This window comes from Pseudomonas sp. MF09156 (assembly GCF_059862305.1).
Window position 1 is genome coordinate 20286 of the sequence record NZ_JCBCUR010000010.1, and the last position, 15342, is coordinate 35627.

General features: G+C 61.5%; 12 protein-coding genes. 5 read left to right on the forward strand and 7 right to left on the reverse strand.

Going from position 1 to position 15342, the window contains the following annotated elements; all coding sequences use genetic code 11:
• Window positions 1-2: 2 nt before the first annotated feature.
• From AC19YY_RS20420 to AC19YY_RS20440, 5 genes are all read right to left on the reverse strand, one after another.
• Complete coding sequence (locus AC19YY_RS20420) at window positions 3-908, reverse strand: transporter (protein WP_169952514.1); 906 nt, start codon at window positions 906-908, stop codon at window positions 3-5.
• Window positions 909-953: 45 nt separating this feature from the next.
• A complete protein-coding gene (locus AC19YY_RS20425; RefSeq protein ID WP_169952511.1) occupies window positions 954-2354 on the reverse strand; it encodes a DUF1254 domain-containing protein in 1401 nt (466 codons plus the stop codon).
• Window positions 2355-2379: 25 nt separating this feature from the next.
• Window positions 2380-3837 (reverse strand): DUF1254 domain-containing protein, encoded by a 1458-nt coding sequence (locus tag AC19YY_RS20430; RefSeq protein WP_169952509.1) that lies wholly within the window; start codon window positions 3835-3837, stop codon window positions 2380-2382.
• A gap of 9 nt (window positions 3838-3846) precedes the next feature.
• Window positions 3847-4608 carry a hypothetical protein gene (locus AC19YY_RS20435; protein WP_169952507.1) on the reverse strand — a complete coding sequence of 254 codons (762 nt, stop codon included), beginning with the start codon at window positions 4606-4608 and terminating at the stop codon, window positions 3847-3849.
• A 224-nt stretch (window positions 4609-4832) separates the two neighbouring features.
• Window positions 4833-5189, reverse strand: a complete 357-nt coding sequence (locus AC19YY_RS20440; protein WP_169952505.1) for a response regulator — start codon at window positions 5187-5189, stop codon at window positions 4833-4835.
• Window positions 5190-5396: 207 nt separating this feature from the next.
• Between AC19YY_RS20440 and AC19YY_RS20445 the strand changes: the two genes are divergently transcribed.
• The 5 genes from AC19YY_RS20445 (at window position 5397) to AC19YY_RS20465 (ending at window position 11973) form a co-directional block, all read left to right on the forward strand.
• The gene (locus AC19YY_RS20445) at window positions 5397-8897 is read left to right on the forward strand and encodes a response regulator (RefSeq protein ID WP_500604754.1); all 3501 of its coding nucleotides are present in this window, start codon (window positions 5397-5399) and stop codon (window positions 8895-8897) included.
• A gap of 15 nt (window positions 8898-8912) precedes the next feature.
• Complete coding sequence (locus AC19YY_RS20450; protein WP_170057407.1) at window positions 8913-9728, forward strand: CheR family methyltransferase; 816 nt, start codon at window positions 8913-8915, stop codon at window positions 9726-9728.
• On the forward strand, window positions 9725-10330 hold the full coding sequence (locus AC19YY_RS20455) for a chemotaxis protein CheB (protein ID WP_169952498.1): 606 nt from the start codon (window positions 9725-9727) through the stop codon (window positions 10328-10330). The genes AC19YY_RS20450 and AC19YY_RS20455 overlap by 4 nt, the downstream gene beginning before the upstream one ends.
• Window positions 10324-11517, forward strand: a complete 1194-nt coding sequence (locus tag AC19YY_RS20460; RefSeq protein WP_169952496.1) for a hybrid sensor histidine kinase/response regulator — start codon at window positions 10324-10326, stop codon at window positions 11515-11517. The genes AC19YY_RS20455 and AC19YY_RS20460 overlap by 7 nt, the downstream gene beginning before the upstream one ends.
• A gap of 78 nt (window positions 11518-11595) precedes the next feature.
• Complete coding sequence (locus tag AC19YY_RS20465; protein WP_029290496.1) at window positions 11596-11973, forward strand: response regulator; 378 nt, start codon at window positions 11596-11598, stop codon at window positions 11971-11973.
• A 73-nt stretch (window positions 11974-12046) separates the two neighbouring features.
• Here AC19YY_RS20465 and AC19YY_RS20470 read toward each other — a convergent pair whose 3' ends face one another.
• Entirely contained in the window at window positions 12047-13717 is a 1671-nt protein-coding gene (locus tag AC19YY_RS20470; protein ID WP_169952493.1) for a response regulator, read from the reverse strand.
• Window positions 13714-15216, reverse strand: a complete 1503-nt coding sequence (locus AC19YY_RS20475; protein WP_169952490.1) for an ATPase domain-containing protein — start codon at window positions 15214-15216, stop codon at window positions 13714-13716. Before AC19YY_RS20475 ends, AC19YY_RS20470 begins: the two co-directional genes overlap by 4 nt.
• Between the last annotated feature and the right edge of the window lie 126 nt (window positions 15217-15342).

Genomic DNA, 15342 nt, shown 5'->3' on the forward strand with positions numbered 1-15342 from the left:
GATTACCAGACGTATTGCATGCGCAAGGTCCAGGTGTTCACGTCGGGCGAGCCGCGTCGCTCGGCAATGGTGTCGGAATAGGCCAGCAACCCGCCGAATTGCGGCGTGAGCATAAAGCCCAGGCTTGCCCCCAACAGGCCGTTTTCCTGCTTGTTGTCCTGCCAGATGCCGTCGATCTTGCTTTCACCACCCCGGCTGTAGGTGGCATCCAGCGAGGCCCAGAGCGCGCGATTGATGGTGTAGCTGTAGTGACCCTCGATGGCGTACAGCGGCTTTTGCTCCAGCTTGCTGTCGCCGTGGTACTCGTCGTTGTCGCCAAACAGCGAGACCCAGGTATTGATCTCAAGCCAAGTGGGGCCCAACGGCGTGCCGAAGCCCAGTTCTGGCTTGACCACCCAGCGGTTGGCGCCGATGTTGATCACGCGGTCCTTGTCATAGTCACCGGTGGGCACGGTGACCCACAGGGCACCGGTCAGGAAGGTCTCGGGTTTCCAGCTGGCGAACTCCGCCGCCGTGAGGGCCGGGCCGCCGAAGATGTTATGGGCGAACACCACCTGGGCATCGCCCATGCCGCCGTTGTGCTTGGTGCCATCGAAGAAGCGCGCGTTATCGAAGGACGCCGAAACATCGGCATAGGGCTGGATAAACTGGATGGCACTGTTACGCCCGTCGATGCCAAACGAGCGCGCGTAGCGCAACAGATACACATCGGCGTTGAGCGACAGGCCATCGATGGGCAGCGTGGTGTCGATGGGGGTGTTGGTGTCCACCCGGTTGTAGTAGCCGAACAGCATATTCAGATCGGTAGGGGTGTTCTGCCAATCCCTGGCATTGTCCGCAACACTTATCCCTGGCACCAGCGCCAGCGTGGCGGCGGCGAATGCACTCAGTCGACTGCGTGAAACCATGGCGCTACTCCTTGTCTGGGCCTGATGTCAGGGGTGTCGGGGCGGTTATTTCACCGGGGTCAGCGCCGGTAGTTTCCACTGGCCGTTACCCACCTCAGGCTTGGGCAGGTAAATGCGCAGTACGGCGTAGAACGGACCGGGTGGTGCTGGCAGCCAGTTGCTTTGTTCGGCTTTGGGCGGTTCGTGATGCTGGACCTTGAGCGTCAGGCCGCCATCGGCATCGAGCTTGAGCTGGGGCAACATCCGCGAGTTGATCAGGTAGCGTTTCTTGTGGTTTGCCACCAACAGCTTGTTTTTGCCGTTGTACATGGTCAGTGACCAGAACGCGTCGGCGGGCGGCAGTTGGCCCTTGGCAAAGTGCAGGGTGTAGCTGTGCTTGGCGCCGTTGGCCGGCTTGCCCTCGCTGTCGACGAAGTAGCCCATGTAGGCGGCCTCATCGGTGGAGTTGCCGAAAATCCCCATGTCGGCACCGGCGTAGCGGTACAGGTAATTGTTTTGCAGGTGGTCGCGGCTGCCGAACAGGTCACCGCTGGCCACTTGATGGGTGTCGACCTTGTCTTTCTTGAAGGTGGCGAACTCGGCCTTGCCATCGGCGATCCCGTCTTCCAGGGCCTTGCGTTGTTCGGCGCTCAACTGGGCAACCTTGAACGGCGCGCCAGGGGCGATCCCGATCTTGGCAAAACGCGCCAGCAGCTCTTTTTCACTGTCCTGGGGCGCGGCGAAGGCCAGCATGAAGTTCAGGTAGCGGAACAACTGCGGGCTGTCGCTCATCTCGGCGACCGGTTTGGGCCACTCGATCTTCGCCACCTTGGCCGGCGCTGCCTGTTTGACGTAGCCGCTCAGGGGCTGGACCTTGTAGCCGGCCTGGATCTGCTTGACCTTGGCCAGGTCCTTGTCATCGAACAACTGGGTGCGATACAGGGCGTAGGCGATATTGCTTTCGCTGTAGACCACACGGTCCACATCCACCGGTTGCTGGCCCTTCCAGTCGGGCCCGGCGACCATGTAGTGCCCGCCATTGTTGCCGGTGCTGCGGGTGCCCAGGTAGGCGAAGTTCTGCGTATAGAGGTCGATCAACTGCACGGAGTAATAGCGGTTGTCCTCGATTTTCGGCAGGGTCAGCACCATCGGCTCGCGGCGCAGGTCCAGCCAGACAAAGGAGTAGGGGGTGTCCGAATTGGGGGTGACGAAGGCCGTGTCCTTGGGGGTGAAAACCTTGGCGGTGTTGCCGATGTGGTTGAACGGCGCCTTGAAGTTGGCGCCGCCCTTGTCCACCGCCTGGGTGTAGAGGGTCTTGTACATTTCCACTACCGGGAAGCCATACAGGTACGCTTCCTTGGCAATGGCCCGGGCTTCGCCGGGGGAGGCGGTAAAGTCCGCCCAGGCGCCGGTACTCAGCAGTATCGAGAGGCTCGCCAGCAGCAGGCGCGTCGGTTTTCCAATCATGTTGGTGCGTCCTTCCTTCAAACCGTCAGGGAACAGGGGTGATGTCGTCGAGCTTCCAGCGCTTGTCGAAGTAGGCCTCGGTAGGGGCATACAAGCGGAAGTAGCTGAACCAGTGTTTGCCCGGCAGAGTTTGCACCCAGTTGTTCTCGAAGTCTTTTGGCGCGGTGGGGCCAAAGTACAAATCCACCGAACCGTCGGGATTTTTCTTCAGGTCCTGGCGAGAAGACAGGTCGGCCTTGCGTTGCGGGTTGTCGATCAGGCAGCGGCTGTCGATGTCGTACACCGTCATCGACCAGAACTGCTTGGCCGGTGGGTTGGCGCCCACGTGCAGTTTGTAGTGCTTGGCGCCATCGAGCCATTGGCCCTTCTGGTCGGTGTAGGCGCCGAGATAGGTCTGGCCCAGGCCCGGAGTCTTGGAGACCATGCCCTTGGTGTTGGTCACCGCTTCATAGAACCAGGCGCTGCGCTCCCATAATTGGTCGTAGAAGGTCACGCGCTGGGAGGGGGCGGCGATGTTCAGCACCGTATCCCACTGGCGGTCCGGCCAGTACTGGGCCTGGGGGAAGCGCTTGGCGAAGGCGTTGGCCTTGGCGATCAACTCGCCCATCTGCGCACCTTGCTCCAGGGCCTGGCGCTGGTGCTCGTTGGGGTTGAACGGCCGGTCTTTCTCAATGCCCAGGCTGGCGAGCATGGCCATGTAGAAACGGTCGCGCTCGTTGACTGGCTCCTTCTGGATGATCCCGTGCAGGCGCTCCCAGTACGCCATGCCGCGCGGCTGGGTGCCGGACCACGGCTTGCCAGCGGGTGACAGCAAGCGCGTTTTGCCAGGGTTGGCGCGCTGGGCGTAGGGGTACATGCGAAATTGCTCGACCAGGGCCTTGCCCTTGGCCGGGTCGGGGTCGAGCACGCGAAAGCCCACCAGCACGTTCATCGTTTGCGACTTGGCCAGGTAATACTTGCCCGCATCGGCGGGCGGTTCGTGGCCCGGTGGCAGCACCAGGTACTTGCCGCCCTTGCCTTGGTCCGGGCCGGTCTGGCCCATATCGATGATTGCGCGCTGCCAGAAGTCGCCAATGCCGCCGGCGGTAGGCCCCGGTGGCAACTCGATCACCAGCGGGCCGGTCTCGTTGAGGTCGACAAACCCCAGGATATACGGGGTGGTGGCATTGGCCGTGATCACCCCGAGCTTGTCTTCGTAGGTGGTGAGCACCATCAGGTCGCCACTGCGCGCGCCGAGCTTGGTACTGAATTCGTCCTGCCATTGGGCGTAGGACACCAGCGGCAGAGCCCAGAGAAAACTCTGGGTGGCCTGTTGGAAATCCAGCTCGCCGTACAGCTTGGCGATTTCACTGTGGGCGGGCAATTCGCCCTCCATGGTGATCGGGCCGATGCGGGTGTCGAGGGTCTGGGCGTGCACGCCCACGCCACAACTGGCGGACAGAGCCAGGAGGGTGAAGCCGGCATTGCGCATCAGGGCCTGCATAAATCGTCCTTATTTCCCGAAAGTCACGTTGATCCCGGCGAACAGGGTGAACTGCGGCAGGCCATCGCCCTTGCGCGCCACCGTCCACTGCGGCTCGACGTAGGCGTTGAGAATATTGCTGCCGGCTTTCCAGGCCTTGCCCGCACCAAAGCCGATGGGGATGTAGTGGGTGTCGTTCTTCAGGTCGAAGGTCCAGGTGCCCGTGGAGCGCAGGTACCAGCCCTTGGGCAGGTTATGGATGATGAAGGGCTGGAAGGTCGCGCTTTCCACGTGGGCCCGGTCGCGGTCGCCGGCGAACGAGCTCTGGTACTGCACCAGCGCGCCCAGCAGGCCACGGGGCGAGGCGTCGATGGCCACGGCTGCCAGGCCGGCCTGCCATTTGCCGGTGCCCAGTTCATCGTGCTCGGCAGTCGGCGCGGTGAGCTGCGGGCCGATGCCCAACTGCACACCTTCGGTCTTGAGCAGGAAGATATCGAACAGGTTCAGGTCACCGATGCCGGTGCTGTAGCCGCTATGGGGATCGGGGCGAGTGCTCAGGGGCAGGGTGGCGCGCAGCAGTTGGGGCACGCCGATAAAGTCCGAGGGGGCAATGGGCAGGGTGCCGCGCAGCAACACGTCATTGGTATGGGCATTGGTGTCGTACAGCCTGGGGGTGTAGTAGTCCTGCAAGTTGGCGCCGGGTGCCATGTTGAGCGGGTTGTTGCTCTTGTTGGCGGTTTCGGCGTTATCGGCCTGGGCAGAACACGCGGGCAACAGTAAAGCGGCCAACATACATGCTGGAAGTCGCGGTGCTGTGAACATGATGATTCCCCAGTTCCTTGGTCACTGACCCGATAGCGCTTTCGTAGGGCTGCCGGTAGTCCTTATTCGAAAACCTGGTAGGACATGTCGTTTGAAGCTAGCAGTTAAATTCAGACTCGCTAGTCACTCGAACGAATTAATGACTTTGTGTGGGGGCAATCACGGTTTGTTTGCGGGGATACAGGGGGGGTGAGTCAACCCAGCATGCTTTTGACTTTATCGCGCAGTTGATCGATGGAGAATGGCTTGGCAATCATCTGCACACCTGCGGGCAGCTCAATGTTTTCGGCATAGCCACTGGCAAGCAGGATGGGCAGGCTTGGGCGCAATGTGCGTGTTCGCTGCGCCAGCTCCTTGCCATTCATGCCCGGCAGGCCCCAGTCGGTCATCATCAGGTCGATCACATGGATGTTGTCTTCTATGAATACCAGGGCGGCTTCGGCGTGTTCAGCCTCGAGCACCTTGAACTCCAGTTCTTCGAGCACATCGACGATCAACATGCGCACGATGGCATCGTCTTCGACGACAAGGATGGTGGAGGCAGCGGACATAATGAGGGTTCCCAGATGATGGTGTTAACGAGACCATCCTCTAGTGAGTTGCGTCGATCCCGGCAAGTTCCCCAAGCGGGGTGGGTATTGTGCCGATAATCCGGCGCAATGTCCTGAGTGTGTCGTTGAAATACGTCATAAACGTAGCCCTTACCGACGATTTTGGGGCAAACTCCCGGTTTTTCCGCTCTTGGCCAAGGCACGCCCATGACTCCCGCATCGTCCGTCGATGAAAACAGTTTCCGCAAACTCCTGAGCCGTAACGTGGCCTTGCCATTGGGCGTGGGTGTGCTCAGCGCGGTGTTTTTCGTGTGCCTGATCACCTACCTGCTGTCGGTGATCCAGTGGGTGGAGCACACCGATCGGGTGATCAATAACCTCAATGAAACCGCGAAACTGACCGTCGACCAGGAAACCGGCATGCGCGGTTTCCTGATTACCGGGGATGAGCATTTTCTCGACCCCTACGAAGTGGCCAAGCCACGGATCATTTCCGACCTGCGCAATTTGCAGGCCCTGGTGGCGGATAACCCCCAGCAAGTGGACCGACTCAAGCGCCTGGAGTCGCTGCAACTGGAGTGGAACAACTACGCCCAGACGATGATTGACCTGCAACGGCAGAACGGTGATTACCGTGGCGCGGTGAAAGCCGGGAGGGGTAAGCGCCTGACCGACGAAATTCGCAAGGAATACGACGCCGCGGTTGCCATGGAGCAGCAGTTTCGCATCGACCGCAATGAGGACGTGACGCGCACCACAGTCCTGAGCGTGACCTTCTACCTGCTGTTTGTGCTGGGCCTGAGTGGTTTCCTGGCCTACGTCGGCAGAAAGAATCTGATGGTGCTTTCCGACAGCTACAGCGCCAACCTGGCCTCGCAGATGAAGATCGCCAAGCGCCTGGAACAGCAGGCCTGGCTGCGCAACGGGCAGACCGAGCTGGCCGAACAGGTGCTTGGCCAACTGACCCTGAACCTGCTGGGGCGCAATATTTTGCAATTCTGTGCCCAGTACATGGGCTCGGTGGTGGCTGCGCTGTATGTGCGCGAAGAACACGGTGGCCTCAAGCGCGTGGCCGCGTATGGCTTCTCCCGGGAGCAGGAGCAGCAGGAGCAGGCGATCTACCGCGATGAGGGGATCGTCGGCCAGGCCGCACAGCAGCACCGTGTGATTCGCCTGGACGATGTGCCGGTGGATTACTTCAAGGTCAGCTCGGGCCTGGGTGATGGCGCGCCGCGTAGCGTGCTGGTGGTGCCGACCAGTGATGATGACCGGGTCAATGGGGTGATCGAGCTGGGCTTCTTGCGCCCCCTGGACGACCGCGATGTGGAGCTGCTGGAGCTGATCGCGGGCAATATCGGCACCTCCATCGAGGCGGCGCGCTATCGCCAGCGCTTGCAGGAAGTGCTGGCCGAGACCCAGCAGCTCAACGAAGAGTTGCAAGTGCAGCAAGAAGAGCTCAAGACCGCCAACGAGGAACTCGAAGAGCAGTCGCGCATTCTCAAGGAATCCCAGGCGCACCTGGAAACCCAGCAGGCGGAGCTGGAGCAGACCAACGAGCAATTGGCCGAGCAGACCCAGATCCTTGCCGACCAGCGCGACGCCATGGACCGCAAGAACGTCGAGCTCAATCGCGTGCAGGTCGAGCTGGAGGACCGCGCCGACGAGTTGCAGCGCTCCAGCAAGTACAAGTCCGAGTTCCTCGCCAACATGTCCCATGAACTGCGCACGCCGCTCAACAGTTCGCTGATCCTGGCCAAGCTGCTGGCGGAAAACTCCGAGGAAAACCTCAGTGCCGAACAGGTCAAGTTTGCCGAGTCGATTTACTCGGCGGGCAACGACCTGCTTAACCTGATCAATGACATCCTGGACATTGCCAAGGTCGAGGCCGGCAAGCTCGATATGCGTCCCGAGAACACCAGCGTGGCACGCCTGGTCGAGGGCCTGCGCGGGATGTTCGAGCCTATGGCCCGCGACCGCAAGCTGGGTTTCCAGGTGGAAGTGCAGGCCGGCGCGCCGCTGATGCTGTTCACCGACCGCCAGCGCCTGGAACAGATCCTCAAGAACCTGCTGTCCAACGCGGTCAAGTTCACCGAGAAGGGCCAGGTCAGCCTGACCATTTCCCGCCAGCCGGGGGAGGGCATTGCCTTTACCGTGCGCGATTCCGGCATTGGCATCGCGCCCGACCAGCAGCAAAGCATCTTCGAAGCCTTCCGCCAGGCCGACGGCACCACCAACCGCCGCTATGGCGGCACCGGCCTGGGGCTGTCGATTTCCCGCGACCTGGCGACCTTGCTCGGCGGCTACATCAACGTCACCAGCGAGCCGGGCCAGGGCAGCATTTTTACCCTGGTGCTGCCAGAGCAGTACGTGGAGCGCGACGAAGACGCGCCGCCTATCGAGCAGCCGCGGGCCATGGTGGCCGCCCCGGCCCCTGTGGCGCCGGTACGGGTTTCACCGTTGCCGGTGGCGGATGAAGCGTTGATCCCGCGCTTTGCCGACGACCGCGAGCAGGCACCGTTCGTTACCCGTTGCATCCTGGTGGTGGAAGATGAGCCGAACTTTGCGCGCATCCTCTTCGACCTGGCCCATGAGCTGGGTTACCACTGCCTGGTGGCCCATGGTGCGGACGAGGGCTATAACCTCGCCCAACAGTACCTGCCCGACGCGATCCTCTTGGACATGCGCCTGCCCGACCACTCCGGGCTCACCGTGCTGCAACGCCTCAAGGAACACGCCGAGACCCGGCATATCCCGGTGCATGTGATTTCCGTGGAGGATCGCGTGGAAGCCGCCATGCACATGGGCGCCATCGGCTATGCGGTCAAGCCCACCACCCGCGAAGAGCTCAAGGACGTATTTGCGCGCCTGGAGGCCAAGCTGACGCAGAAGGTCAAGCGCATCCTGCTGGTGGAAGACGATGATTTGCAGCGCGACAGCATCGCGCGCCTGATCGGTGATGACGACATCGAAATCACCGCCGTTGGCTTCGCCCAGGAGGCCTTGGACCTGCTGCGCAGCACGGTGTACGACTGCATGATCATCGACCTCAAGCTGCCGGACATGCTCGGCAACGAGTTGCTCAAGCGCATGGCCACCGAGGATATCTGCTCGTTCCCGCCGGTGATTGTGTACACCGGGCGCAACCTGACCCGCGACGAAGAGGCAGAACTGCGCAAGTATTCACGCTCGATCATCATCAAGGGCGCCCGTTCGCCGGAACGGTTGCTGGATGAAGTGACACTCTTTCTGCACAAAGTCGAATCCCAGCTGTCCCAGGAACGACAGAAGATGCTCAAGACCGCCCGCAGCCGCGACAAGGTCTTCGAGGGGCGCAAGGTGCTGCTGGTGGATGATGATGTGCGCAATATCTTCGCCCTCACCAGCGCCCTGGAGCACAAGGGCGCGATTGTGGTCATTGGCCGCAACGGCCGTGAGGCGATCGAGAGGCTCAATGAGGTCGAGGATATCGACCTGGTGTTGATGGACGTGATGATGCCGGAGATGGACGGCTACGAGGCCACCGCCTTGATCCGCCAGGACCCGCGCTGGCGCAAGTTGCCGATCATCGCAGTGACGGCCAAGGCCATGAAGGACGATCAGGAGCGCTGCCTCGCGGCGGGCTCCAACGATTACCTGGCCAAGCCAATTGACCTGGACCGGCTGTTTTCGCTGATCCGGGTGTGGTTGCCCAAGATGGAACGCATTTAAGTGGAAATACACTAAGTGGATCGAAGTACTGATATTGAACTGCGCTTGCTGATCGAGGCGATTTACCTCAAGTACAGCTATGACTTTCGCGACTATTCCGGGGCTTCGGTCAAGCGCCGTGTGGCCCACGCCTTGCGCCAGTTCGACTGCAAGACCATCTCGGCCTTGCAGGAGCGGGTGCTACACGATCCCACGGCGTTCATGCAGTTGCTGCAGTTCCTGACCATCCCGGTCAGCGAGATGTTTCGCGACCCATCGCACTTTTTGGCGATTCGCCAGGAAGTGGTGCCGCTGCTCAAGACCTACCCGTCGATCAAGATCTGGATCGCCGGCTGCAGCACCGGGGAGGAGGTGTATTCGATGGCCATCCTGCTGCGCGAGGAAGGCTTGCTGGAACGCACTATCATTTACGCCACCGATATCAACCCCACTTCGCTGGAGAAGGCCAAGCAGGGGATCTTTTCCCTGGAAAACGTGCGTGCCTACACCCACAACTACCAGCAGGCCGGAGGGCAGCGTTCGTTTGCCGACTACTACACGGCAGCCTACGATTACGCGATCTTCGACAAGACCCTGCGCGAGAACGTAACGTTCGCCGACCACAGCCTGGCGACCGATAGCGTATTTTCGGAAACTCAATTAATTTCATGTCGTAACGTACTGATTTATTTCAATAAAAAATTGCAGGATCGGGCGTTTGGGTTGTTTCATGAGTCGCTGTGTCATCGCGGCTTCCTGGTGCTGGGCAGTAAGGAAACCCTGGATTTCTCCGCCTACAGCAAGCAATTCGAACCCTTGGTCAAGCAAGAACGGATCTACCGCAAATCATGAACCAAGCAACTGCCAGCCCGGCCCGTGTGTCGGGTGTCCAAGCCATTGTCGTTGGCGCATCCGCCGGTGGGGTCGAGGCGTTGCTGAGTATTTTCGGGGCCTTGGCGCCTGGGTTCGACCTGCCGATCATTGCCGTACTGCACCTGCCGGATGAGCGGCGCAGCCAGTTGGCCGAGGTGTTTGACCGGCGCGTGGCAATGCATGTGGTGGAGGCGCGGGACAAGGAGATGATCCAGCCCGGCACCCTGTATTTTGCCGGCCCCGGCTACCACCTGTCGGTGGAGCAGGACCGCAGCCTGTCCTTGAGCCAGGAAGAGCGCGTGCATCACTCGCGCCCGGCCATTGACTATCTGTTCGAGTCGGCCGCCGATGCCTATGGCCCGCATCTGCTGGCGATCCTTTTGACCGGCGCCAACCAGGACGGCGCGCGTGGCCTGGCCCACGTCAAGCTGCGTGGCGGCACCACCGTGGTCCAGGACCCTGCCGAGGCCCGGGTGGCGGTGATGCCCAAGGCGGCACTGGCATTGCATGCACCTGACCAAATTCTTACCTTGAGCCGGATTGGCGCTTTGCTGGCTTCCCTGGAATCTTCCCCATGTTAAGTACTATCCAGGCCAAACTGCTGATCGTCGACGATCTGCCGGAAAACCTGCTGGCCCTTGAGGCACTGATCAAGCGCGAGGACCGCCAGGTCTACAAGGCATTGAGCGCGGACGAAGCCTTGTCGCTGCTGCTCGAGCATGAGTTCGCCATGGCTATTCTCGACGTGCAGATGCCCGGCATGAACGGCTTCGAACTGGCCGAGATGATGCGTGGCACCGAAAAGACCAAGAACATTCCCATCGTGTTTGTAAGTGCCGCCGGTCGTGAGCTCAATTACGCCTTCAAGGGCTACGAGAGTGGCGCGGTGGATTTCCTGCACAAGCCCCTGGACATCCACGCGGTCAAGAGCAAGGTCAATGTATTCGTCGACCTGCACCGCCAGAGCAAGGCCATGAAGCAGCAGGTCGAAGCCCTGGAGCAAAGCCGGCGCGAGCAGGAGTTGTTGCTCAACCGCCTGCAGGCGACCCAGGCCGAGCTGGAGCAGGCGGTGCGCATGCGCGATGACTTCATGTCCATCGTCGCCCATGAGGTGCGTACGCCCCTCAACGGCCTGATCCTGGAGACCCAGTTGCGCAAGATGCACCTGGCTCGGGACAACGCCGCTGCCTTTACCCTGGACAAGATGCACGCCATGGTCGATCGCGATGAACGGCAGATCCAGAGCCTGATCCGCTTGATCGAAGACATGCTCGATGTGTCGCGGATCCGCACCGGCAAGCTGTCGATCCGCCCGGGGCAGTTCGACCTGGCGCAGTTGGTGCGTAACCTGCTGGAGAACTTTGCCCCGCAAGTGGCGGCGGCCGAGTCGTCGGTGCAACTGGATGCGCCGCAGCCGGTGGAGGGCAAGTGGGATGAGTTTCGCATCGAGCAGGTGGTGTCCAACCTGTTGACCAACGCCCTGCGCTACGGCGCCAAGAGCCCGGTGGCGGTAAGGGTGTATGCCGAACATGGCGAGGCCAGGGTGGAAGTCCGGGACCGCGGGATCGGTATCAGCGAAGACAACCAGAAGCGGATTTTCCAGCAGTTCGAGCGCGTATCGGCCAACCATGCGGTGGCCGGGCTTGGCCTTGGGCTGTTTATCTCCGAACAGATCGTTGCGGCCCACGGCGGCACGATTGAAGTCGAGAGCCAGATAGGAGAGGGCGCATTGTTCCGTGTGTGCCTGCCCCTGGGGGCCGGGGCGTGAAATCAATCGTCACCCCGACGCAACCTCTGCGTGACCCTATGGTCGTATCAGCAGCAATTGACCGGACAAAGGCTTCCCATGAGTGAAGATGCGCAAGATGTTGTACTGATCGTCGAGGATGACGAGTCGATCATGTTCGTGCTGGGCGAGTACCTCGCGGGCCTTGGGTACCGGGTTCTCAAGGCCATCGACGGCGAGCAGGCTTTCGAAATCCTCGCTTCCAAGCCGCACCTGGACCTGATGGTGACTGACTATCGACTGCCTGGCGGGATTTCCGGGGTGCAGATCGCTGAGCCTGCGATCAAGCTGCGGCCGGAATTGAAGGTGATCTTTATCAGCGGTTACCCGCAGGAGATCCTCGACTGCAACAGCCCGATCACCCGTAACGCGCCGATCCTGGCCAAGCCGTTTGATCTGGATACGCTGCATGAGCATATCCAGCGGCTGCTGGCCTGAAGCTTCAGGCGCGTGCTGGCAGGTCCTGACCGTGCAGCGACGCGGGAGCGTTTTTTGCAAATGCCCCCGCATGTCAGGCCTGAATCATCTCCCGCACCTTCGCCGTCAACAGGTCGAAGGTAAAGGGCTTGGTGATCAACTGCATGCCCGGGTCCAGGAACCCGCCGCGCACCGCCGCGTGCTCGGCATAGCCGGTAATGAACAACACCCTCAGGTCCGGACGGATCTGCCGGCCGATCTCCGCCAATTGGCGGCCGTTCATGCCCGGCAAGCCCACATCGCTGATCATCAGGTCAATGCGCTGGCTGGATTCGATAATCGGTAGCGCACTGTCGGCATCTCCCGCCTCGACAAAGGCATAGCCCAGCTCACTCAGTACCTGGCTCACCAACACCCGTACCGCCGGGTCATCCTCGACAATCAGCACACACTCGCCGGCGTTGGCAAACGGCAGCAATGCCGGGTCCTGCGGGGAATCGGCAGTGACTTCACCGACAAACCTGGGCAGGAACAGGCTCACCGTGGTGCCTTTGCCGACCTCACTGTGGATGATCACATGGCCACGGGACTGGCGGGCGAACCCGTAGATCATCGACAGGCCCAGGCCGGTGCCCTGGCCGATGGGTTTGGTGGTGAAGAACGGGTCGAAGGCGCGGCTGATCACGTTTTCCGGCATGCCGCAGCCGGTGTCGCTGACGTTCAGCTCCACGTAGTCGCCCGGGGTCAGGGTGCCGTAGGCGGCGGTGAACACGTTATCGAGGTGGCGATTGCGCGTTTCGACCACCAGTCGACCGCCGTCAGGCATGGCGTCGCGGGCATTGAGCGCCAGGTTGAGCAGGGCGCTTTCCAGCTGATTGGGGTCGGCTTCGGCGGTCCACAGCTGCCCGCTCAATTGCATCTCCAGCACGATGCTTTCGTTGAGGCTGCGTTGCAGCAATTCGCCCATGGACGTCACCAACTGGTTGATCTCCACCGGCTTGGAGTCCAGCGACTGGCGGCGGGAAAACGCCAGCAGGCGGTGGGTCAGGCCGGCGGCGCGGTTGGCCGAGGTCACGCCCAGGTCGATCAGGCTGTCGAGGTCGTCCAGGCGGCCCCGGGCCAGGCGCCGGCGCAGCAGTTCGAGGCTGCCGATAATCCCGGTAAGCATGTTGTTGAAGTCGTGGGCGATACCGCCGGTCAACTGGCCCACGGCTTCCATTTTTTGTGACTGGCGCAAGGCTTCTTCGTTACTGCGCAGTTGCGCAGTGCGTTCTTCGACTTGCTGTTCGAGGGTTTCGAGAGTGCGTTGCAGGCGCAGTTCGCTCTGGCTCAGGTCGATCAGGCGGTCGCGGGCTTCGTATTGCCGTCGGCGCCCGCGCAGGGCGGTGGTCACCAGGCTGATCAGCGTCACCGGGTGAAACGGCCGCTCCAGCAAGGTGATGTTGCCCAGCCTGGCGCTCAAGTGGGATGAGGCGTTCTGTTCGGTGCCGCCATGGTGGGTCATCAGGACGATGGGCAGGTCCGACCAGGCTGGCTGCTGGTGCAGATAGTCCAGCAGCGGTTCCAGCCCGACCCCGTGCAAGGCTTCGGCGGCGATGATCAGCAGGCCCGCGCCCTGTTCCAGTTCGTCGCAGAGCATGGGCAGGTTGGGGGCGGCGATACCGCTGAAACCTGCCTCGTTGAGCATCATCAGCGCCAGCGAGCTGTCCCGTCCCAAGGGCGCGAGAATGATCGCGCGCTCGGAAACGGCCGGCAGGCTACTCACAAGCTCTCATCCTTGAGCAGCGGCTTGCCGGCACCCATGTAGGTGGGCACTCCGCGCAGCACGCCCTGGAAGGCTTCGAGGGGTTCGCCGATGGTCATGCCACGGCTGGCGATGCGGTATTCGCGGATGGTCGATTCATGGCTGCCGGTGCGTTTCTTGATGATGGAAATTGCCCGTCGTACCTTGCCCAGTGCTTCGAAGTAGCGCAACAGGATCACCGTGTCTGCCAGGTAGGTGATATCCACCGGCGCTTGCATGTCGCCGACCAGGCCGTGCTGGGCCACGGTCATGAAGGTCGCTGCGCCACGGCGGTTGAGGTACAGCAACAGCTCGTGCATGTGCAGCACCAGGGCGTTTTCCTCAGGCATCGCTGCCTGGTAACCGTTGATGCTGTCGATGACCACGGTCTTGATCTGGCGCTCATCCACGCAACGCCGCACCCGGTGGGAAAACTCGCCGGGCGACAGCTCGGCGGCATCCACCTGCTCGATCAGCAGGTTGCCGGTGGCTTGCAGGGCGGCCAGGTCAATGCCCATGTTTTTCATGCGGTCGAACAGCAGGCCCAGCTCTTCATCGAAGATAAACAGCGCGGCCTTTTCGCCACGGGCCACTGCTGCGGCAGCGAAGATCATCGAGATCAAGGATTTGCCGGTACCGGCAGGGCCGAGGATCAGGGTGCTGGAGCCGGTCTCGATCCCGCCGCCGAGCAGCGCATCCATCTCGCGAATGCCGCTGGTCAGGGTCTGACGGCTGTAACCGCTGCGGTGCTCGGCCGCCACCAGGCGGGGGAACACATGCACGCCATCTTCCATAATGGTGAAGTCGTGAAAGCCCCCCCGGTACTTCTGGCCACGGTACTTCACCACCCGTACCCGGCGTCGTTCCGCGCCGTAGTTGGGGGTCAGTTCTTCCAGGCGGATCACTCCGTGGGCCACGCTGTGTACGGTTTTATCCAGGGATTCGGTGGTCAGGTCGTCCAGCAGCAGCACGGTCGCTTCGTAGCGCACAAAGTAGTGCTTGATCGCCAGGATCTGCCTTCGATAGCGCAACGAGCTTTGGGCCAGCAGGCGGATTTCCGAGAGGCTGTCGATCACCACGCGGGTGGGCTTGACCCGTTCTACCACCTCGAAGATCTGCCGGGTGGCCTCGCCCAGCTCAAGGTCGGAGGAGTACAGCAGGCTTTGCTGATGCTCGGCATTGAGCAGGCTTTCAGGTGGGGTCAGTTCAAAGATATGGATGTGCTCATCCAGGTCCCAGCCGTGGGACTTGGCGCCCTGGCGCAGCTCGCGCTCGGTTTCCGACAGGGTGATATACAGCGATCGTTCCCCGGCCTTGGCGCCGGCCTGGAGAAACTGCAGGGCCACGGTGGTCTTGCCGGTGCCGGGCTCACCTTCGAGCAGGAACAGATGGCTACGCGATAGCCCCCCGGCAAGAATGTCATCAAGACCTTCGATGCCGGTGGCCGCCTTTGCTGTGAACAGCTCTTTGGATGTAGACAAGAAGTGCCCTCGGGTCACGTATAAGTTGAGGGGCGCGCCGGTCAAGGCGCGCCATATTCACTTGACCGTTGGGCTGTGGGGCGGTTCAACGTTTTCTTGTTTTTGTGCAAGGCAGTCCACAGATTT

Bases quoted from the DNA above. Each gene is read 5' to 3' on its own strand.
- AC19YY_RS20420 (WP_169952514.1), bottom strand. From the start codon at position 908: ATGGTTTCACGCAGTCGACTGAGTGCATTCGCCGCCGCCACGCTGGCG.
- AC19YY_RS20445 (WP_500604754.1), top strand. From the start codon at position 5,397: ATGACTCCCGCATCGTCCGTCGATGAAAACAGTTTCCGCAAACTCCTG.
- AC19YY_RS20425 (WP_169952511.1), bottom strand. From the start codon at position 2,354: ATGATTGGAAAACCGACGCGCCTGCTGCTGGCGAGCCTCTCGATACTG.
- AC19YY_RS20460 (WP_169952496.1), top strand. From the start codon at position 10,324: ATGTTAAGTACTATCCAGGCCAAACTGCTGATCGTCGACGATCTGCCG.
- AC19YY_RS20440 (WP_169952505.1), bottom strand. From the start codon at position 5,189: ATGTCCGCTGCCTCCACCATCCTTGTCGTCGAAGACGATGCCATCGTG.
- AC19YY_RS20465 (WP_029290496.1), top strand. From the start codon at position 11,596: ATGAGTGAAGATGCGCAAGATGTTGTACTGATCGTCGAGGATGACGAG.
- AC19YY_RS20455 (WP_169952498.1), top strand. From the start codon at position 9,725: ATGAACCAAGCAACTGCCAGCCCGGCCCGTGTGTCGGGTGTCCAAGCC.
- AC19YY_RS20435 (WP_169952507.1), bottom strand. From the start codon at position 4,608: ATGTTGGCCGCTTTACTGTTGCCCGCGTGTTCTGCCCAGGCCGATAAC.
- AC19YY_RS20430 (WP_169952509.1), bottom strand. From the start codon at position 3,837: ATGCAGGCCCTGATGCGCAATGCCGGCTTCACCCTCCTGGCTCTGTCC.